Consider the following 18795-nt stretch of genomic DNA (forward strand, 5'->3'; position numbering starts at 1 on the left):
TTGCTCACTCCGTGACGAGGCCGGGGCAAAAAGCTCCCTGCCGCCCGGCGGGAGCTGTGCGGAAGGCCCACGGAAAACTTTGCCGGGAGCGGAGGGAACTGCCGGGAAATGCAAGGGACGAATCTTCCCAGCGGCCCTTCCCGGCACGCGTCGTCCCGGCTATGGTCGCCGGCGCAGGGGACCGTCGCGAACGACGTCAACGAACGACAAGGAAGGAAGACAGACCATGGCTGGTCGGATCGAAGCACGGCTGAGGGAGCTGGGGATCGAACTGCCGCAGGCGGCGGCCCCCGTCGCGGCCTATGTGCCCTACACGATCTCTGGCAAGACGCTCTACATCTCGGGCCAGGTCACCGTGTGGAACGGCGAGCGCAAGTTCATCGGCAAGGTCGGCAAGGAGTTCACGCTGGAGCAGGGCAAGGAGGCCGCCCGTCTCTGCGCGCTCAACATCATCGCCCAGGCCAGGGAAGCCTGCGGCGGCGACCTCGACCGCGTCGCCCGCGTGCTGCGCCTCGGCGGCTTCGTCAACGGCGGGCCGGATTTCCACGACCACCCGCAGGTGATCAACGGCGCGTCGGAACTGATGGTCGAGGTGTTCGGCGATGCCGGCAAGCATGCCCGCGCCGCCGTCGGCGTCTCCTCTCTGCCGGGCAACGTCGCGGTCGAGGTCGACGCGGTGATCGAGCTGGCGTAACGCCGGTGGGGCCGGAGCGGTGAGGGCGGCGGGAAAAACTTGCCGCGGCGCGGCACGCCTCCCACCTCCTTGGGCGTAGCCGAGGAGGAGCACGCATGCCGGACGGCAGCGACGCCATCACCGTGAAGGTCCTGACGGGGGTCGGGCTGGCGGATCCCAGCGAATGGGACGCCTGCGCCGGCCCCGACAACCCGTTCCTCTGCCATGCCTTCCTGCTGGCGCTGGAGGAATCGGGTTCGGCGGTGCGCCGCACCGGCTGGCAGCCGTCGCACCTCGCCGCCTATGACGCCACCGGCCGCATGGTCGGCGCGGTGCCGGCCTATCTGAAGAGCCATTCCTACGGCGAGTACGTCTTCGACCACTCCTGGGCGAACGCCTATGAGCGGGCGGGCGGCAGCTATTACCCGAAGCTCCAGGTGGCTGTTCCCTTCACGCCGGTCCCCGGGCCGCGGCTGCTGGTGGCGCCCGGCGGCGGCGACCGGGTCGTGGATGCGCTGGTCGCGGCCTTGGAGCAGGTCGCGGGACGCTATGGCGTCTCCTCCGCCCACGTCACCTTCCCGCGGGAGGAGGAGTGGACGCGGCTGGGCGAGGCCGGCTGGCTGCAGCGCATCGGCGTGCAGTACCATTGGGAGAACCGCGGCTATGGCAGTTTCGACGATTTCCTGGGCGCGCTGAACGCGCGCAAGCGCAAGGCCATCCGCAAGGAGCGGCGCGAGGTGGCGGAGAGCGGCGTCCGGCTGCACACGCTGACCGGCGACGATCTGAAGGCGGAGCATTGGGACGCCTTCCACCGCTTCTACCTCGACACCACCGACCGCAAATGGGGCGGCGGCTATCTGAAGCGCGACTTCTTCGAGCGGCTCGGCGCCACCATGGCCGACCGGGTGGTGCTGGTGATGTGCGAGGATGGCGGAGAGTGGGTGGCGGGGGCGCTGAACCTGCGGGGGAGCGACACGCTCTACGGCCGCAACTGGGGCTCCGACGGGAGCTACCGCTTCCTGCACTTCGAGGCCTGCTACTACCGCGCGCTCGACTTCGCCATCGAGCATGGGCTGAAGCGGGTGGAGGCCGGCGCCCAGGGCGAGCACAAGATCCAGCGCGGCTATCTGCCGGTGCCGACCTACAGCGCGCACTGGATCGCCGACCCCGGCTTCCGCCGCGCCATCGACGCCCACCTGCGGCAGGAGCGCGCCCTGATGCTCCAGGAGATCGCGGCGCTGGCCGAGCTGTCGCCCTACCGGCAGGAGGGGCAGGAGCGGGCGGCCTAGCCTTTCCGGCTCCATGCGGCGATGACGCCCGCCGCATCCGTCTCGCGCACCGGGGGACGGTCGGGCGGCGGCCCGCCATCGACGCGGACGCCCAGCAGGGTTTCGACCAGCGGCTCCGGACCGGAGGTCACGCGGATCTGGCCGCGGGCCTTCAGGTGCGGGTGGTCCGGGACCTCCGTCAGCGTCGGCAGCACCTCGAAGCAGCAGTCCGCCGGGTCGAGCAGGGCCCGCCAGTGGGCGAGGTCGTGGGCGGCGAACAGCGCGTCGAGCTCGCCGATCAGGCCGGTCTGCGGCAGCGGATCGGACTGGCGCTCGATCCAGTCGGGCCGGCCGACCGCCGCGCAGAAGCCGCGCCAGAATTTCGGCTCCAGCGCGCCCAGCGTGACGAAGCGGCCGTCCGCCGTCCGGTAGATCCGGTAGCAGGCGACGCCGCCCGAGAGCAGCCCCTCGCCGCGCTCCGGCAGCCGCCCGCGGGCCGCGTCGGTCAGCGACAGGCCCTGCCAGCCCAGCACGCTCTCCATGATGGAAAGGTCGAGGAAGCAGCCCTCGCCGGTCCGTTCCCGCCCGAACAGGGCGGCGGCGACCGCCATGGCGGTATGCTGGGCCGAAGCGAAGTCGGCGGTCGGCAGATAGGCGAAGACCGGTCGATCCGGCAGTCCGGAGGCGTCGAGCCCGCCGCCGACCGCCATGTAGTTCAGGTCGTGCCCGGCGCGCCGGGAGTAGGGGCCGGTGTATCCCCAGCCGGACAGGCTGGCATGGACGAGCCGCGGGTTGATCCGCCGCAGCCGGTCGCGCCCCAGCCCGAGCTTGTCGAGCACGCCCGGCCGGTAGCTCTCCACCAGCGCGTCGGCGCCGGCGACCAGCGCCTCGAAGGCGGCGACGCCCTCGGGGCTCTTCAGGTCGAGCCGGACGACGGTCTTGCCGGCCGACAGCAGCTTGTAGGCGGCGGTCGTCCCGTCGCTGTCGCGGTCGCCGAGCCCGCGCAGCGGATCGCCCTCCGGCGGTTCGACCTTCACCACCTCGGCCCGAGATCGCCGAGAAGCTGGGCGGCGAAGGGGCCGGGCAGATACTGGCCGAGGTCGATCACGCGGATCCCGGACAGGAAGCGGAGTGGCATCGGTGCGTTTCCCCATGATTATCGCCCCCGGCCCCCGGCTCGGAGGTCCGAGCGGGGAGGGGGATGGTTCCACGCGGCAGGATAGCGGAAATCAGCCGCCGGTCACGCTCATGTGCCGCGGCACCGCCGGCCCGTGGTTGCGCCGGTCGATGATGAAGTCATGCCCCTTGGGCTTGCGGCGGATGGCGTCGCGCACCGCGTCGATCAGCAGGCCGTCGTCGTCGCTCTTGCGCAGCGGGGTGCGCAGGTCGGCGGCGTCCTCCTGGCCCAGGCACATGTAGAGCGTGCCGGTGCAGGTCAGCCGGACCCGGTTGCAGCTTTCGCAGAAGTTATGGGTCAGCGGCGTGATGAAGCCGACGCGCTGCCCGGTCTCCGCCACCCGCACATAGCGGGCCGGGCCGCCGGTGCGGTGGTCGCTGTCCTCCAGCGTCCAGCGCGTCTGCAGTTCGGCGCGCAGCATGGTCAGCGGCCAATACTGGTCGAGCCGGGCGCTGTCGCCGATCTCGCCCATCGGCATCACCTCGATGAAGGTGAGGTCGAAGCCCTGCTCGCCGCACCAGGCGACCATGCGGTGGATCTCGTCGTCGTTGACGCCCTTCAGCGCGACGCAGTTGATCTTGATCTGCAGCCCGGCGTCCTTGGCCGCCTGGATGCCGCCCATCACCTTGTCGAGCTTGCCCCAGCGGGTGATCGCCTGGAACTTGTGGGGGTCGAGCGTGTCGAGCGAGACGTTGATCCGCCGCACCCCCGCCTCGGCGAGGCCCTGGGCATGCTTGAACAGCATCGTGCCGTTGGTGGTCAGCGTCAGCTCGTCGAGGTCGCCCGACTTGACGTGCCGGCCGAGCGCGTGGATCAGCCGCATCACGTCGCGCCGCACCAGCGGTTCGCCGCCGGTCAGCCGCAGCCGGCGCGTGCCCAGCCGGACGAAGGCGGTGCACAGGCGGTCCAGCTCCTCCAGCGTCAGCACTTCCGCCTTGGGAAGGAAGCTCATGTCCTCCGCCATGCAGTAGACGCAGCGGAGGTCGCAGCGGTCGGTCACCGACACCCGCAGATAGCTGACGGTACGCCCGAACGGGTCCACGAGCGGAGGCAGCACCGCCGCCGCATCGGTCTCACTCGGCGGAACGCTCTTCATCGGCAGGACCCCTCCCGGGGGATGGTTCTTGGTTGGCGGGTACAATACGCGAGTATGCAGACGAGTGTCGGACTTTGCAGATGGGACCGCCTTGATCCGGATCAAGCGTGGTATTACCACCGTATGCCGGTCAAGAGGGTTTCACGCCCTGCGGCAATCCGGCCGCCCGCGCCTCCTCCCGGTCGCGCAGGTCGTCGTCGGTGGTGCGGGGAACCGGCCGGGCGCCATAGGCGAGGGGGTCGTTGCCGCCCTTGAACTGGTCGACGACGCGGCAGTCCTCGCACATGCGGATGCGGTTGGCCGCCTCCGGCGTGGCGAACATCCAGTGCTTGCCGGCCAGCGTCGCGACGATCTTCTCGATCGACGACCTGGTGGCGAAGGGCTTGCCGCAGCTCACGCAGCAGAAGGGCTCCTCCTCCTTGACCACCCTGGCGCCGCGGGCGCCGTCGCGGAAGTCGATCTCGGGCGCCAGGGAGATCACCTTCTCCGGGCAGGTCGACTTGCACAGGCCGCACTGCACGCAGGCGTCCTGCGAGAAGGACAGCATCGGCTTGTCGGGGTTGTCGAGCAGCGCCCCGGTCGGGCAGGCGCCGACGCAGGCAAGGCAGAGCGTGCAGCCCTGCACATCGACCGCCACCCGGCCGAAGGGCGCGCCCGCCGGCAGGGGAAGCACCTCGACCGGTTCCGGGGCGACCTTGTGCAGGTGCCGCAGCGCCAGCATGGTGACGGCCCGCTTGCCGCCCATCGGCAGGAAATGGTTGGCCGCCGCGGCACCTTGCCGCGGCAGATCCCACAGCGTCGCCTCCACCGCGTCGGGGTCGGCGGTGTCGATCACCGAGACCCGGCCGGAGCCGTAGCCGAGTCCGGACAGCGCCGTCTCGGCCAGCCCGATCTGCGTCGCCAGACCGGCGGTCTCGCCGACGTTGGCCGGTCCGGTCAGCACCTGGACCGACTCCGCCCCATAGGCGAGCGCCGCCGCGAAGAGGTCGATGCCGAGCTGGCTGACCTCGTTGACCGCGAAGGGCAGCACGCGGGCCGGCAGCCCCCGTCCGTGCCGCCCGATCAGGGAGATCATCTCCTCGCCGTGGCGCGGGTCGTGGACCAGCAGCACCGGCGCCTCGCCGCCCGCCCCGGCATAGGTGGACAGCAGGGTGCGCAGCCGGTCGTAGACGCTCTGCATCGGCGGCAGCGCGTAGGTCGCGGCGCCGGTCGGGCAGACCGCGGCGCAGGAGCCGCAGCCGGCGCAGACATGCGGGTCGATCTGCACCGTGTCGCCGTTCGGCGTCACGGCGCCGGTCGGGCAGACGTCGAGGCAGCGGGTGCAGCCGGTCTTGCGGCTGCGCGAGTGGGCGCAGAGCTCGGCGCGGAAATCGACGAAGCGCGGCTTCTCGAACTCGCCCACCAGATCGGCGATCTCCAGCAGCGCCTCGGCGACGCGGGCCGGGCTGTCGGGATCGGGGCGCAGATAGCCGTCGCGCCGGCCGTGGGCGTGGAACAGCGGCGTCCCGCCGGTGAGGTCGAGGATCAGGTCGCAGCGCGAGGAGGCGCCGTTGCGGGCCGCCTCGAAGCGCAGGGTGCCGCGCGAGGACGGCTGGGCGGGCGCATAGTCGTCCACCACGATCTCGAACCGGCCGATGGAGCCGCGGGCCGTCCGGATGGTGCCCCTGAACAGGGCGACGTCCATCTGGCGCGGCGGGGCGACGTCCTTCGGGTTGGTCAGCAGCACGGTGACGTCGAGCCTGCCCGCCAGCTTCCGTCCGGCCTCGATCGCCCGCTCGTCGGTGCCGTAGACCAGGCAGACGCCCTCCGACTTCACCGTCAGGGCGCCGGCCGGCGGAACGGGCAGGGCGGCCTCCGCCAGCAGGGCGGCGATCTTGGGAAGCGACTGCGCGCCCTCGTCCGACCAGCCGGCCTTCTCGCGGATGTTGGCGAAGGACAGGGCGGCGTCCGGCGCCACCTCCGCCGCGATCTCGGAGAAGAGCGGGGCCTCCTGCGTACAGGCGACCAGGACCGGGCCTGCCGCCTCTTTCACCGCCGCTTCGAACCGGTCGAGCTGGGCACGGCAAAGCTGGCTGTGGACGACCGCATCCCCGCCCGCCCCGCAGGCACGGGCCAGCGCAGCCCCGTCCAGCGTCATGCTGTGGGCACAGTCGCAAACCAGCACCGTCCGCCCGTCGATCTTCATCACGCACCGCTCCCTTCAAGGCTGGGGAGACTCATATGGGCGAATGCGGGGGAATGGGAACGGGAATCTTGAAAACCGGGCCTGCAAGGCCGGGCGGACCGCACCGGCGGTTCGGTGACGCCGGTCCGCAATTTAAGAGAGCGTTAAGAGTGTGCCCGGAAAATTACAGCTGGCATTTTGTGAAATACTTCCGGCTCGAAGGATTGTTTCGGCCGCGGGAAGGGGAATGCGGGGGAAAGCGCCATGTCCACGTCCATCGACGCCCTGTTCGGTGCCACCAGTGCGGCGACCGCCAAGTGGAAGCCGATTTCCGCGTCGGCAGCATCGGCTGCGTCGGAAGGAAGCTGGAAGCCGGTGGCCGCCACGCCGGCGAAGGCGGCCGGCGCCGGCGACAGCGTCGAGGTGACCGGCCTTGCCAAGTCGCTGACCGGGGTGGCGGGGAAGGTGTTCGCCGCCCTCGGCTCCAAGGCCCGCGCCATGCTCGACGGCTTCGTGAAGTCCGGCCAGATGACCGAGGACGAGGTGGCGCTCGGCCTGCGGTCGCTGGCGACCGACGCGGTGCGCGGCCGCTTCATGCACGAGCGCGCCCATGACGAGGAGGACAAGGCCTGGGCCGAGAAGAGCGCCACTGCCGAAAAGGCCTTCCGGCGCAAGATGGACCGCATGGGTGCGCTGATGGGCGGCATGGAGGGCGAGCGGATGGCCGCCCATGCCGCCTTCGAGGCGGACGGCGACCAGCAGGCGTTCCAGGCCCGGATGCAGCCGGTCAACGAGCGGTTCCGGGCCGAGGCGGCGGCGATCGACAAGGAGGAATGGGACGCGGTCGGCGGAGACCCCAACGAGGTCAGGACCGCGGCCATGAACCACTTCCTGAAGAAGGGGATGACGGAGTTCGCCAAGCTCGGCCTCGACAAGGAGGAGGGCGGGCTGCTCAAGCAGAATGACGAGAAGGGCAAGGCGGCGGCCGACAAGATGTTCGACCTCGGCTTCATTCCCAAGACCTTCCGCAACGGGCTGGCCCAGTTCGCCGCCGACTTCGACATTCCGGGCATCGGGCGCGGGACCGTCGGACAGATGCTGCCGGAGTCCGACCCTTCCGCGGCCGAGGAGGCCGCGGCGACGGGCACCGCCGCGCCGACTGCTGCGGAGGCGGCGGCCGGGCCGGGGGTGAAGACCTTCGCGACGGTCGCCGAGGAGGCCCGGACGGCACTCGACGCCAGCCTCGCGTCGCTCGCCAAGGCGGGCAAGCCGGCCAGCCTCTCCGATCCGCAGCAGGCGGACGCGCTGTTCGGCGCCTTCGACCGCCGGTCGCTGTTCGCCGTCGCCAGCAACAGCGGCGGCAAGTTCTCCAAAGAGGAGCAGAAGGCGGCGCAGTCGGTGATGGCCCGCCAGCAGGAGCAGGCGATGAAGGCGGCCGATCCCACCGGCAGCAACCCCGCCGCCGCCTATCGGGCGGGGGTCCTGTTCCTCGATCAGGCGGGCGAGGAGGAGAAGGCGTCGGCCGGCTGGTCGGTGCAGCGGGCGGCGGCGCAGTTCGGCTATGAGAGCGCCATGCGCCGCAAGGGGGCTGAGCCGGACCGGCTGGAGAGCGGCAGCGACCTGGTCCGCATGCTGAAGGGAGCGCTCGACACCAGCAAGGACATGGAGGCCAAGGGGCTGTCCGGCGCCGACTATGTCCAGAAGCTGCTGAAGATGCCCGCCTTCCGCGACGGCGTTCCCGACCTGAACGACTATCTGAAGAACGCCGTCAGCCTGAAGGTCTGAGGGGAGGGGGCGGTCAGGCCCCCGGCTCGTTGGCGTTGGGGAAGAACAGGGACTGCCCCTCGATGGTGTAGCCGGCGATGGCCTGCTGGCCCTCGGCGGAGACCAGCCAGTCGACGAAGGCCTGTCCGTCCCTGGCCTTGACGTGCGGGAACCTGGCCGGGTTCACCAGCATGACGCCGTACTGGTTGAACAGCCGCTTGTCGCCCTCGACCAGCACCGTCAGGGGGCCGCGGTTCCTGAAGCTGAGCCAGGTGCCGCGGTCGGCCAGCGCATAGCCGCCCATGGCGGCGGCGGTGTTGAGCGTCGGACCCATGCCCTGGCCGATCGAGCGGTACCAGCCGCCGTCGGCCTTGGCCGGGTCGATGCCCGCCGTCTTCCACAGGGCGAGCTCGGCCTTGTGGGTGCCGCTGTCGTCGCCGCGCGAGATGAAGGGAGCCTTCGCCCGGGCGATCTTGTCGAGGGCGGCGGTCACGTCCTTGCCGCCCTTCACGCCCGCCGGATCGGCGGCCGGGCCGACCACGACGAAGTCGTTGTACATCACCGGCTTGCGCTCGGCGGAGAAGCCTTCGGCGACGAACTTGTCCTCCGACGGCTTGTGGTGGACGAACAGCACGTCGGCGTCGCCGCGCTTGGCGAGGTCGATGGCCTGGCCGGTGCCGCGGGCGACGACGCGGACCTCGATGCCGGTCCTGGCGGTGAACTTCGGCAGGATGGCCTTGAACAGGCCGGAATCCTCGGTGGAGGTGGTGGAGGCGACGGTGATGAACCGCTCCTCCGCCATCGCCCCGCGGGACAGTCCGACGACGGCCGCCAGGGCCATGCAGCCGAGCAGGACGGTACGGCGCAGCATCTCGGAAGCCTCCAGATCGTTGTTGCTTGCGTAGCATATCGCATACCGGAGTATGTGCATGCGGTCTGCCGGTTGGGAAGAGTCTTTACGGGCGGTCAGCGGCGCGAAATGTCGCGCAGCACCGTGGCGGCGAAGTTCACGGCGAGCGACAGGACCATCAGCACGATGCCGAGCCCCAGCGCCATCGGCAGGTCGCCCTTGCTGGTCTCCAGCGCGATGGCGGTGGTCATGACGCGGGTGACGTTTTCGATGTTGCCGCCGACGATCATCACCGCCCCGACCTCCGCCGAGGCGCGGCCGAAGCCGGCGAGCACGGTGGTGACGAGGCTCCAGCGCCCCTCCGACAGCAGGGTGCCCAGCGTGCGCAGCGGTCCGGCGCCCATCACCCGCAGGATGTCGTCATACTCGACCAGCAGGTCCTCCACCGTCTGGCGGGCGAGCGCCGCGACGATCGGGGTGATCAGCACCGTCTGGGCCACCACCATGGCGGCCGGGGTGAAGAGCAGCCCCAGCACGCCGAGCGGGCCGGAGCGCGACAGCAGCAGATAGACCGCCAGCCCGACCACCACCGGCGGCAGACCCATCATGGTGTTGAGCAGCAGCGCCAGGGCGTTGCGGCCGGGAAAGCGGAAGGCGGCGACGGCGGCGCCCAGCGGCAGGCCGATCAACGTCGCGGCGAACACCGCGGTCAGGCTGACCTGCAGCGACAGGCCGATGATGCGCAGCAGCCCCGGGTCGAGGGTCGCGATCATGTGGCCCGCGGTGACGAAGGCTTGGGAGACGTCCTGCATGACTTCCGACGACGAGGGAGGAGCTTGCCGTCAGGGCCCCGCTCCCCCACACTTGGCCCATGGACCTGACAGAATTCACCATAGCGCCGGATCCGGCGAACCCCAAGCTGACTGAGCGCGTCCAGGGCCTGGACCAGGACGGGCGAGCGGTCGAGACCTCCGTCACCGTCGAACGGCCGCTGACGCTCTACCTCAACGGCCAGGAGATCGTCACCATGATGACGATCGGCGACTACCCGGAGTATCTGGCGGTCGGCTACCTGCTGAACCAGAACATGCTGAAGCCGGACGACCGCATCACCGGCGTCGACGTCGACGAGGAGACCGACACCGTCGTCGTCCGCACCGCGCGGAAGACCGACTACGAGGAGAAGCTGAAGAAGAAGACGCTGACCTCCGGCTGCGCCCAGGGGACGGCCTTCGGCGACGTGATGGAGACCTTCGAGTCCGTCGCGCTGAACCCGGAGGCCCGGCTGCACACCTCCTGGATCTACGCCCTGTCGAAGAAGATCAACCTGCGGCCCAGCCTGTACCTGGAGGCCGGCGCCATCCACGGCTGCGTGCTGTGCCGGGAGGACCGGCCGCTGGTCTACATGGAGGACGTCGGCCGCCACAACGCGGTGGACAAGGTCGCCGGCTACATGCACCTGCACGGCGTCCCGGCCGGCGACAAGATCTTCTACACCACCGGGCGGCTGACCTCGGAGATGGTCATCAAGACCGTGCAGATGGGGATCCCGATCCTGGTCTCCCGCTCCGGCTTCACCGCCTGGGGCGTCCAGCTCGCCCGGCAGGCCAACCTGACGCTGGTCGGCCGCGCCAAGGGCAAGCGGTTCCTGGCGCTGGCCGGCACCGGCCGGCTGGTGTTCGACGCCGATCCCGCCGCCGCCGGCGACGAGGACAGCCGCCACGGCCGCAAGGGGAGCCGCGAGAATGACTGAGACGACCACCTCCGCAGCCGCCAGCCCGATCGCCGCCCCGGCCGCCGCCCCGGCCGCCGCCCCGACCGCCGCCCGACCGCCGGTCCGGTCGCCGGTGTCCTGCTGGCCGGCGGCCTGTCGCGCCGCATGGGCGGCGGCGACAAGACCCTGAGGACGCTCGGCGGGCGGCCCATCCTGGAGCGCATCGTCGGGACCGCCCGGGCGCAGGTCGGCCCGCTGGTGCTGAACGCCAACGGCGATCCCGCCCGCTTCGCCGCCTTCGGCCTGCCGGTGGCGCCCGACGTGGTGGAGGGCTATGCCGGCCCGCTCGCCGGGGTGCTGACCGGGCTGGAGTGGGTGCGGGCCAACGCCCCCGGCTGCGCCTGGATGGCGAGCTTCGCCACCGACGCCCCCTTCATCCCCGGCGACCTCGTCGCCCGCCTCGCCGCCGCCGTCGAGCGGGAGGGCGCCGACCTCGCCTGCGCACGGTCGGGCGGGCAGGACCACCCGGTGTTCGGCCTGTGGCCGGTCCGCCTCGCCGACGACCTCCGCCGCGCCATGGTGGAGGAGGGGGTGCGCAAGGTGGATCTGTGGACCGGCCGCCACCGGCTGGCGGTGGCGGAGTTCGCGGCCGACCCCGTCGACCCCTTCTTCAACACCAACCGCCCGGAGGATCTGGCGGAGGCCGAACGGCTTCTCGCCTCCGGCGCCGTCCGCTGAGGGACCGCCGGCAAGCGCCGGCCTGACCGGGGCGGCGTTGTGCCCGTTGTGCAGGTGTTTTCCGCTGCACAACGGGCGGAACTTCGTCTTTTCCCTTGTCCGGCAACGGCTTGGGCGGAGCGGCCGCGGGCTGCCGTTGTGCGTCGGATGCACAATGGCCGGGGGCCGGGGGCCGGGGGCCGGGGGCCGGACGCACCTCGCCCGCCGGCGCGCGAATGTTAGCCGTGCCGCCCGGCCGGAGCAACGGCGGTCTGAAACGCAGCTCCGACTCTGCCGTTCCCGCCGGGTAAAGGGTCTGTTAGGTGTCTTGCTCTATGGCCCTGAGGACCGATTACGTCGTGGTGCGCCGATGACCCAGCCGCTCAACCGCTTGGAAACCCTGTCGCTCGGCATCGTGGTGGAACGCCGCAGGAGCGCCAGCCCCTGGGCCGACTGGGTGTGGCGCCCGGTCTCCGTCATCCCCGGCGCCCCGCCGGTGGACGGCGGGCCGCGCATCCTGCTGGAGGGCGACGGCTGGCTGCATCTGCATGCCGCCACCCTGCCGCTGGAACTCTACCGGACCGATACGGAGGGCTATCGCCTGAACCTGTCGCAGGAGCCGCCGCGGCTGTGGATCGTCCTGCGCCCCGACGAGTCCGGCGAGGCGATGGTGCCCTTCTTCGTCACCGCCTCCGCCCATGAGGGCGAGGCCTATCAGGTGAGCGGGGCGGAAAGCGTCGATACCGTGCCGATGCCGCCGGAGGTGATCGCGCTGGTCCGCGACTTCACCGAACAGCACCATGTCGACGTGCCCTTCGAGAAGCGCGAGCGCAAGCGCCACTTCGACAAGGACGGCGCCCGGCGATGAGCGGCGAGGACTTCCTGTCGCGCTGGTCGCGCCTGAAGCGCAGCGCCGTCAAGCCGCCGGCGCCCGAGCCGCTCGCGGAGGCGGTGCCGCCGCCGGCCGCTCCCCTGCCGGATCCGTCCTTGCCGGATGCCGGCCCGCCTGTGGCTGCCGAAACGGCTGGACGGCGTGCGGCCGGACAGCGCGCGGACGAGCCGGGGGCGGACGTCGCCGAGGAGGATCCGCTGACGGATCTGCCGCCGGTCGAGGAACTGACGGCGGACTCCGACTTCACCCCCTTCCTGCGGGCCGAGGTGCCGGAGGACCTGCACCGGCAGGCGCTGCGCAAGCTGTGGACCTCCGACCCGGTCTATGCCAACGACGACGGATTGAAGGATTATGCCGACGACTATACCGGGATGTTCGACCTGTCGGAGCCGGTGAAGACGCTCTACCGGGTCGGGCGGGGCTTCCTCGAATCGGTGGAGGACATCGCCGAACCGGCGGCGGTTCCGGCCCAGGCCGAAGGCTGTGACAAATTACCCCGCGACGATGTAGCGGAAACCACAGACAGCGCGGCGGACAAGGGTGAAGAGCGGACCGTTTAACGGGCGATCTGTTTCTTGAAACATAGCGACTGCCGCACCTGTCCATAAGGTCTATTTCCCGGCCGCAACGTTGGTTGACAATGGCTGCGGCCGTGCTTTCTTATAGTCGGGCACTTTCGTCTAAACCCCTGGAATGGCAGGGTTTTTTCGCAAGTGCACACAAACGGGACGGAACAAGCCGTGAGAGGAAGGACGCCGTGTCGCTGACCGGTGACGAGGATCCTCATGCCCTGGCGGCAGAGGACCGGATGCGGGCGCAGGTTTATGCCCTGCTGGCGCGCCTGCTGGCGGCGGCGCCGGACGGCGATTTCCTGTCCGCGCTCGGCGCCATGCGCGGCAACGACAGCCCCTTCGGCGCCGCGATCGAGCGGCTTGCCGCGGCGGCGCGCGCGGCCGACCCGGCGGCGGTGGCGGACGAGTTCGCCGTGCTGTTCGTCGGCGTCGCCGGCAGCGAGCGCACGCCCTACGCCTCCTATTATCTGACCGGATTTCTGAACGAGAAGCCGCTGGCCGAGCTTCGCGACGATATGGCGCGGTTCGGCATCGCCCGGGCCGACGGGGTGACGGAGTCCGAGGACCACATCGCCTCGCTGTTCGAGATGATGAGCGGCCTGATCACCGGCGCCTTCGCGGAGGATGACGGGGACGGCGAGGACGGCCCGCTGGACATCGCCGGGCAGAAGGCCTTCTACGACCGCCACATCGGCAGTTGGGCCGGGCGGTTCTTCGCGGATCTGGAGACGTCGCCGTCCGCCGGTTTCTACCGGGCGGTCGCCGGCGTCGGCCAGTGTTTCCTGGCGGTCGAGGCGCAGGCCTTCGATCTGGCGGCGTGATTTTGACGGGCCGCCGTTCCGGCGGTCCGGTGGCGGCGATGACGGATTTTGGCAGACGGCATGCGGGAGGAACGGCGATGACCGAGAAGAACAAGACGACAACCGGTGCGTCGCTGGGGCGGCGCGAGCTTTTCCGTGCCGCCGGGATCGGCGTCGGCGCGCTGGGCGCCGCGGTCGCCGGCCTGCCGGCCGCCACGACCGAAGCCGCGGCCGCCGAGACCGTGACCTCCCAGGGCTACCGCGAGACCGACCATGTCCGGAAGGTCTATGAACTGAGCCGCTTCTAAGAGGAGCCCCCGACGATGCTCATCAAGAAGACAGCGGCCGCCGCGCGTGGCCGTCATCTCGCCAAGGCGATCTTCCCCGTGACCGCCAACACCGTGGATCGCCGGACGTTCCTGCGGGCCTCCGGAATCGCCGCGGGCGGGGCCGCCGTCGCCGCGACGGTGCCGTTCGGCATGGTGAAGAAGGCCGAGGCCGCCGCCACGCCGGCCGTCGCCGGAGCGCCGATCAAGCAGGTGAAGTCGGTCTGCACCCACTGCTCGGTCGGCTGCACCGTGGTGGCCGAGGTGCAGAACGGCGTGTGGACCGGGCAGGAGCCCGGCTTCGACAGCCCGATCAACCTGGGCGCCCATTGCGCCAAGGGCGCCTCGGTGCGCGAGCACGCCCACGGCGAGCGCCGGCTGCGCCATCCGATGAAGATGGTCGACGGCAAGTGGACCCGCATCTCGTGGGACCAGGCGATCGGCGAGATCGGCGACAAGCTGCTGTCGATCCGCGAGACGGCCGGTCCGGATTCCGTCTTCTGGCTGGGCTCCGCCAAGCACAGCAACGAGCAGGCCTACCTGTTCCGCAAGTTCGCCGCCTTCTGGGGCACGAACAACGTCGACCATCAGGCCCGCATCTGCCATTCGACCACGGTCGCCGGCGTCGCGAACGTCTGGGGCTACGGCGCCATGACGAACTCGTACAACGACATCCAGCGCGCCCGGTCGATGTTCTTCATCGGCTCCAACGCGGCCGAGGCGCATCCGGTGTCGATGCTGCACATCCTGAAGGCGCGCGAGCAGAACAACGCGCCGCTGATCGTCGCCGACCCGCGCTTCACCCGTACCGCCGCCAAGGCCGACGAGTACATCCGCTTCCGCCCCGGCACCGACGTGGCGCTGGTGTGGGGCATCCTCTGGCACGTGCTGGAGAACGGCTGGGAGGACAAGGACTACATCGCCAGGCGCGTCTACGGCTTCGACGAGATCCGCGCCGAGGTGAAGAAGTGGACGCCCGAGGAGGTGGAGCGCGTGACCGGCGTCCCCGGCTCGCAGCTCAAGCGCGTCGCGCGCACGCTGGCCTCCAACCGGCCGGGCACGCTGGTCTGGTGCATGGGCGGCACCCAGCACCACATCGGCAACAACAACACCCGCGCCTATTGCGTGCTGCAGCTCGCGCTCGGCAATGTCGGCGTGTCGGGCGGCGGCACCAACATCTTCCGCGGCCACGACAACGTGCAGGGCGCCACGGATTTCGGCGTCACCTCGGACTCGCTGCCGGGCTACTACGGGCTGGCCGAGGGGGCGTGGCGCCACTGGGCGCGCGTCTGGGACGTGCCCTACGACTGGATCCTGTCGCGCTTCAAGTCGAAGGACCTGATGGAGAAGACCGGCATCCCGGTCTCCCGCTGGTACGACGGCGTGCTGGAAGCCAGGGAGAACATGGACCAGCCGGACACGCTGAAGGCCATGATCTTCTGGGGCCACGCGCCGAACAGCCAGGTGCGCCTGCCCGAGATGAAGAAGGCGATGGAGAAGCTGGACCTTCTCGTCGTCGTCGACCCCTATCCGACGATGACCGCCGTCCTGTCGGACCGCAAGGACAACTTCTACCTGCTGCCGGCCGCCACCCAGTTCGAGACCTACGGGTCGCGCACCGCGTCCAACCGCTCGGTCCAGTGGGGCGAGAAGATCATGGAGCCGCTCTTCGAAGCGAAGACGGACCATGAGATCATGTACCTGTTCGCCCGCAAGTTCGGCTTCGACAAGGAGCTGTTCAAGCAGGTGAAGGTCAACGGCAGCGAACCGCTGATCGAGGACATCACGCGGGAGTGGAACCGCGGCATGTGGTCGGTCGGCTACACCGGCCAGTCGCCGGAGCGCATGAAGCTGCACATGCAGCATCAGGCGACCTTCGACAAGACGACGCTGCGCGCCAACGGCGGCCCGTGCGACGGCGATTTCTACGGCCTGCCCTGGCCCTGCTGGGGCACGCCGGAGATGAAGCATCCGGGCACGGCCAACCTGTACGACACCTCGCTGCCGGTGGCCGAGGGCGGCGGCGCCTTCCGCGCCCGCTTCGGCGTCGAGCGCAACGGCGTGACGCTGCTGGCCGAGGGGTCCTATCCCGTCGGGTCGGAGATCAAGGACGGCTATCCGGAAGTCACCTACGCCATGCTGGAGAAGCTGGGCTGGGCCGGCGAGCTGACCGAGGAGGAGATGGCCGTCATCCGGAAGATCGGCGGCGAGAAGATCGGCGCCGTGTCCTGGACCACCGACCTGTCCGGCGGCATCCAGCGCGTGGCGATCAGGCACGGCCTGAACCCGCCGGGCAACGCCAAGGCGCGCTGCGTCGCCTGGAACTTCCCGGACCCGGTTCCGATCCACCGCGAGCCGCTCTACACGCCGCGCCGCGACCTCGTCGCCAGCTATCCGACCTACAAGGACACCAAGTCCTGGCGTCTGCCGACGCTCTACAAGTCGATCCAGGACCGCGACGTGTCCAAGGAATACCCGATCATCCTCACGTCGGGCCGTCTGGTCGAGTATGAGGGCGGCGGCGACGAGACCCGGTCCAACCCCTGGCTGGCCGAGCTGCAGCAGGACATGTTCGTGGAGATCAACCCGTTCGACGCCAACAACGCGGGCATCAAGGACGGCCAGATGGTGTGGGTGGAGGGTCCCGAGAAGGGCAAGGTGAAGGTCAAGGCCATGGTGACCGAACGGGTCGGCCGCGGCGTCGCCTTCATGCCCTTCCATTTCGGCGGCTGGTACCAGGGCGAGGACCGGCGGTCCAAGTACCCGGCCGGCGCCGATCCGGTCGTGCTGGGCGAGGCGGCGAACACCGCCACGACCTACGGCTATGACTCGGTGACCCAGATGCAGGAAACCAAGACCACCCTCTGCCGCATCGCGGCGGCCTGATTGCGCCGGAGGTAAGACACCATGGCCCGCATGAAGTTCCTGTGCGACGCCGAGCGCTGCATCGAGTGCAACGCCTGCGTCACCGCCTGCAAGAACGAGCACGAGGTCCCCTGGGGCATCAACCGCCGCCGGGTCGTCACCATCAACGACGGCAAGCCGGGGGAACGCTCGATCTCCGTCGCCTGCATGCACTGCTCGGACGCACCCTGCAAGGCGGTCTGCCCGGTCGACTGCTTCTACCAGACCGAGGAAGGGGTGGTCCTGCACAACAAGGACCTGTGCATCGGCTGCGGCTACTGCTTCTACGCCTGCCCGTTCGGCGCGCCGCAGTACCCGCAGGCGGGCAATTTCGGCAGCCGCGGCAAGATGGACAAGTGCACCTTCTGCTCCGGCGGTCCCGAGCCCGACAATTCGGAGGCCGAATACAAGAAGTACGGCCGCAACCGCCTGGCCGAGGGCAAGCTGCCGCTGTGCGCCGAGATGTGCTCGACCAAGGCGCTGCTGGCCGGCGACGCCGACCGCGTCTCCGACATCTATCGCGAGCGGGTGGTGGCGCGCGGCTTCGGCTCCGGCGCCTGGGGCTGGGGCACCGCCTACCAGACCAAGTCCGGGCAGGAACGGAAGCTGGGGCTGTGAGCATGCGCAGGCTGCTTGGTCTCCTGCTGCTGCCGGCGGCGGTCGCGCTCGCCGGCTGCCAGGAGGAGGCCCAGCGCCCGGTCCATCTGGACAAGGGCGTCTATCGCGGCGCGCCGGACACGGCACGCAGCGCGGAGCAGGTCCGTGCGCTGGAGCAGCGCACCGCGACCCAGCGCTTCTAGGTCACGGGACAAGGGAGAGTCGGAGCGATGGCGTCCGTGATCAAGCGATGTGCCGGGGCCCTGCTGCTGGCGGGCGTGCTGGTGGTGGGGGCGGGCGTGTCCGGGGGCGTGTCCGGGGGCCTGTCCGCGGGCAGCGCGCTGGCGGCCGATCCGCCGCCGTTCAACACGCAGCTCGAGGGCAAGAGCAAGGGGGAGATGTGGTCGGGCGTCCGCCAGGGCGTGCAGGGACTCGTCTCCATCCCCGACAAGCGGGCCGGCACGCTGATCCAGTCGGAGGGCGAGGCCTGGCGGGCGGTGCGCAACGGGCCGCTCAGCGAGTATGGAAGCTGGGTGCTGGGCGGCATCTTCGCCCTGCTGGCGCTGTTCTTCCTGGTGCGCGGCCGCATCCGCATCGACGGCCGGAAGACCGGCCGGACCATCCAGCGCTTCAACGCCTTCGAGCGGGCGGTGCATTGGCTGACCGCCGGCAGCTTCGTCGTGCTCGGCGTCACCGGGCTGAACGTGCTGTACGGCCGCCATACCATCCTGCCGCTGCTGGGTCCCGAGACCTTCGCCGCGATGACCCATTACGGCAAGCTGGCGCACAATTTCCTGGGCTTCGCCTTCATCGTCGGCGTGACGCTGACCTTCGTGCTGTGGGTGCGCCACAACATCCCGGAGCGCCACGACCTCGTCTGGTTCCTCAAGGCGGGCGGCCTGTTCTCCAAGGGCGTCCACCCGCCGGCGCGCAAGTTCAACGGCGGCCAGAAGATCATCTTCTGGTCCACCGTGGTGGGCGGCGGCATCCTGGGATTCACCGGCGTGCAGCTGATCTTCCCCTTCAGCTTCGCCACGCTGGGCGAACTGCAGCTCTACCAGCTCGTCCATTCCGCCGTGGCGATCGTCATGATCGCGATCATCGTCGCCCACATCTACATCGGCTCCGTCGGGATGGAGGGCGCCTTCGACGCCATGGGCAGCGGCCAGGTCGAGCTGCAATGGGCGCGCGAGCACCATTCCCTGTGGGTGGAGGAGGTGACCGGCGAGCGGGTCGACCACCACCATCACCATCGGGCGCCGGCCGAGTGAGGACCTTGCC

18 protein-coding genes and 1 pseudogene are annotated in these 18795 nt (G+C 70.0%); 14 read left to right on the plus strand and 5 right to left on the minus strand.

From position 1 onward, the window contains the following. Positions 1-226: 226 nt before the first annotated feature. Together DEW08_RS11275 and DEW08_RS11280 are read left to right on the plus strand one after the other, a co-directional pair. Positions 227-694 carry a RidA family protein gene (locus tag DEW08_RS11275; protein WP_109327187.1) on the plus strand — a complete coding sequence of 156 codons (468 nt, stop codon included), beginning with the start codon at positions 227-229 and terminating at the stop codon, positions 692-694. A 95-nt stretch (positions 695-789) separates the two neighbouring features. Then, on the plus strand, positions 790-1962 hold the full coding sequence (locus DEW08_RS11280; RefSeq protein WP_109327188.1) for a GNAT family N-acetyltransferase: 1173 nt from the start codon (positions 790-792) through the stop codon (positions 1960-1962). Here the strand turns inward: DEW08_RS11280 and DEW08_RS11285 are convergent. The 3 genes and pseudogenes from DEW08_RS11285 to DEW08_RS11295 form a co-directional block, all read right to left on the minus strand. Further along, positions 1959-3079 (minus strand): annotated as a pseudogene (locus DEW08_RS11285) (CaiB/BaiF CoA transferase family protein). The gene DEW08_RS11280 and the pseudogene DEW08_RS11285 overlap by 4 nt on opposite strands. Before the next feature lie 91 nt (positions 3080-3170). Continuing rightward, positions 3171-4214, minus strand: a complete 1044-nt coding sequence (gene moaA / locus DEW08_RS11290) for a GTP 3',8-cyclase MoaA (protein WP_109327189.1) — start codon at positions 4212-4214, stop codon at positions 3171-3173. 130 nt (positions 4215-4344) lie between these two features. Continuing rightward, positions 4345-6399: a 4Fe-4S dicluster domain-containing protein gene (locus tag DEW08_RS11295; protein ID WP_109327190.1), complete on the minus strand. Its 2055-nt coding sequence runs from the start codon at positions 6397-6399 to the stop codon at positions 4345-4347. 243 nt (positions 6400-6642) lie between these two features. Between DEW08_RS11295 and DEW08_RS32265 the strand changes: the two genes are divergently transcribed. Beyond that, positions 6643-8163 (plus strand): hypothetical protein, encoded by a 1521-nt coding sequence (locus tag DEW08_RS32265; protein WP_245986581.1) that lies wholly within the window; start codon positions 6643-6645, stop codon positions 8161-8163. 13 nt (positions 8164-8176) lie between these two features. On the opposite strand, the gene DEW08_RS11305 is transcribed toward DEW08_RS32265, so the two are convergent. Beyond that, positions 8177-9013 (minus strand): ABC transporter substrate-binding protein, encoded by an 837-nt coding sequence (locus tag DEW08_RS11305; RefSeq protein ID WP_109327191.1) that lies wholly within the window; start codon positions 9011-9013, stop codon positions 8177-8179. A 95-nt stretch (positions 9014-9108) separates the two neighbouring features. After that, positions 9109-9804, minus strand: a complete 696-nt coding sequence (locus tag DEW08_RS11310; RefSeq protein ID WP_109327192.1) for an ABC transporter permease — start codon at positions 9802-9804, stop codon at positions 9109-9111. A gap of 59 nt (positions 9805-9863) precedes the next feature. Between DEW08_RS11310 and fdhD the strand changes: the two genes are divergently transcribed. The 11 genes from fdhD (at position 9864) to DEW08_RS11360 (ending at position 18785) form a co-directional block, all read left to right on the plus strand. Continuing rightward, positions 9864-10745 (plus strand): formate dehydrogenase accessory sulfurtransferase FdhD, encoded by an 882-nt coding sequence (gene fdhD / locus DEW08_RS11315; protein WP_109327195.1) that lies wholly within the window; start codon positions 9864-9866, stop codon positions 10743-10745. Then, positions 10738-10896 (plus strand): hypothetical protein, encoded by a 159-nt coding sequence (locus tag DEW08_RS31145; RefSeq protein WP_168220342.1) that lies wholly within the window; start codon positions 10738-10740, stop codon positions 10894-10896. The genes fdhD and DEW08_RS31145 overlap by 8 nt, the downstream gene beginning before the upstream one ends. Beyond that, on the plus strand, positions 10872-11444 hold the full coding sequence (gene mobA / locus DEW08_RS11320) for a molybdenum cofactor guanylyltransferase MobA (protein ID WP_109327196.1): 573 nt from the start codon (positions 10872-10874) through the stop codon (positions 11442-11444). Before DEW08_RS31145 ends, mobA begins: the two co-directional genes overlap by 25 nt. Positions 11445-11793: 349 nt before the next feature. Further along, complete coding sequence (locus DEW08_RS11325; RefSeq protein WP_109327197.1) at positions 11794-12291, plus strand: DUF3305 domain-containing protein; 498 nt, start codon at positions 11794-11796, stop codon at positions 12289-12291. Beyond that, positions 12288-12875: a DUF3306 domain-containing protein gene (locus DEW08_RS11330; protein WP_109327198.1), complete on the plus strand. Its 588-nt coding sequence runs from the start codon at positions 12288-12290 to the stop codon at positions 12873-12875. The genes DEW08_RS11325 and DEW08_RS11330 overlap by 4 nt, the downstream gene beginning before the upstream one ends. A 197-nt stretch (positions 12876-13072) precedes the next feature. Next, on the plus strand, positions 13073-13708 hold the full coding sequence (locus DEW08_RS11335; RefSeq protein ID WP_245986582.1) for a TorD/DmsD family molecular chaperone: 636 nt from the start codon (positions 13073-13075) through the stop codon (positions 13706-13708). A 77-nt stretch (positions 13709-13785) separates the two neighbouring features. Next, entirely contained in the window at positions 13786-13995 is a 210-nt protein-coding gene (locus DEW08_RS11340; protein ID WP_109327200.1) for a formate dehydrogenase, read from the plus strand. 15 nt (positions 13996-14010) lie between these two features. Beyond that, positions 14011-16899: a formate dehydrogenase subunit alpha gene (locus tag DEW08_RS11345; RefSeq protein WP_109327201.1), complete on the plus strand. Its 2889-nt coding sequence runs from the start codon at positions 14011-14013 to the stop codon at positions 16897-16899. Positions 16900-16920: 21 nt separating this feature from the next. Next, positions 16921-17535, plus strand: coding sequence for a formate dehydrogenase FDH3 subunit beta (gene fdh3B, locus DEW08_RS11350; RefSeq protein ID WP_109327202.1), 615 nt, complete (start codon positions 16921-16923; stop codon positions 17533-17535). A 2-nt stretch (positions 17536-17537) separates the two neighbouring features. Further along, positions 17538-17717, plus strand: a complete 180-nt coding sequence (locus DEW08_RS11355; RefSeq protein ID WP_109327203.1) for a hypothetical protein — start codon at positions 17538-17540, stop codon at positions 17715-17717. Between the two features lie 27 nt (positions 17718-17744). Beyond that, positions 17745-18785 carry a formate dehydrogenase subunit gamma gene (locus DEW08_RS11360; protein WP_109327204.1) on the plus strand — a complete coding sequence of 347 codons (1041 nt, stop codon included), beginning with the start codon at positions 17745-17747 and terminating at the stop codon, positions 18783-18785. Positions 18786-18795: the final 10 nt, after the last annotated feature.

Source organism: Azospirillum thermophilum (genome assembly GCF_003130795.1).
Lineage (GTDB): Bacteria > Pseudomonadota > Alphaproteobacteria > Azospirillales > Azospirillaceae > Azospirillum > Azospirillum thermophilum.

What these genes read in the sequence shown, in the direction of transcription:
- DEW08_RS11275 (WP_109327187.1), top strand. Translation starts at nt 227, where the DNA reads ATGGCTGGTCGGATCGAAGCACGGCTGAGGGAGCTGGGGATCGAACTG.
- DEW08_RS11280 (WP_109327188.1), top strand. Translation starts at nt 790, where the DNA reads ATGCCGGACGGCAGCGACGCCATCACCGTGAAGGTCCTGACGGGGGTC.
- moaA (WP_109327189.1), bottom strand. Translation starts at nt 4,214, where the DNA reads ATGAAGAGCGTTCCGCCGAGTGAGACCGATGCGGCGGCGGTGCTGCCT.
- DEW08_RS11295 (WP_109327190.1), bottom strand. Translation starts at nt 6,399, where the DNA reads ATGAAGATCGACGGGCGGACGGTGCTGGTTTGCGACTGTGCCCACAGC.
- DEW08_RS32265 (WP_245986581.1), top strand. Translation starts at nt 6,643, where the DNA reads ATGTCCACGTCCATCGACGCCCTGTTCGGTGCCACCAGTGCGGCGACC.
- DEW08_RS11305 (WP_109327191.1), bottom strand. Translation starts at nt 9,013, where the DNA reads ATGCTGCGCCGTACCGTCCTGCTCGGCTGCATGGCCCTGGCGGCCGTC.
- DEW08_RS11310 (WP_109327192.1), bottom strand. Translation starts at nt 9,804, where the DNA reads ATGCAGGACGTCTCCCAAGCCTTCGTCACCGCGGGCCACATGATCGCG.
- fdhD (WP_109327195.1), top strand. Translation starts at nt 9,864, where the DNA reads ATGGACCTGACAGAATTCACCATAGCGCCGGATCCGGCGAACCCCAAG.
- DEW08_RS31145 (WP_168220342.1), top strand. Translation starts at nt 10,738, where the DNA reads ATGACTGAGACGACCACCTCCGCAGCCGCCAGCCCGATCGCCGCCCCG.
- mobA (WP_109327196.1), top strand. Translation starts at nt 10,872, where the DNA reads ATGGGCGGCGGCGACAAGACCCTGAGGACGCTCGGCGGGCGGCCCATC.
- DEW08_RS11325 (WP_109327197.1), top strand. Translation starts at nt 11,794, where the DNA reads ATGACCCAGCCGCTCAACCGCTTGGAAACCCTGTCGCTCGGCATCGTG.
- DEW08_RS11330 (WP_109327198.1), top strand. Translation starts at nt 12,288, where the DNA reads ATGAGCGGCGAGGACTTCCTGTCGCGCTGGTCGCGCCTGAAGCGCAGC.
- DEW08_RS11340 (WP_109327200.1), top strand. Translation starts at nt 13,786, where the DNA reads ATGACCGAGAAGAACAAGACGACAACCGGTGCGTCGCTGGGGCGGCGC.
- DEW08_RS11345 (WP_109327201.1), top strand. Translation starts at nt 14,011, where the DNA reads ATGCTCATCAAGAAGACAGCGGCCGCCGCGCGTGGCCGTCATCTCGCC.
- fdh3B (WP_109327202.1), top strand. Translation starts at nt 16,921, where the DNA reads ATGGCCCGCATGAAGTTCCTGTGCGACGCCGAGCGCTGCATCGAGTGC.
- DEW08_RS11355 (WP_109327203.1), top strand. Translation starts at nt 17,538, where the DNA reads ATGCGCAGGCTGCTTGGTCTCCTGCTGCTGCCGGCGGCGGTCGCGCTC.
- DEW08_RS11360 (WP_109327204.1), top strand. Translation starts at nt 17,745, where the DNA reads ATGGCGTCCGTGATCAAGCGATGTGCCGGGGCCCTGCTGCTGGCGGGC.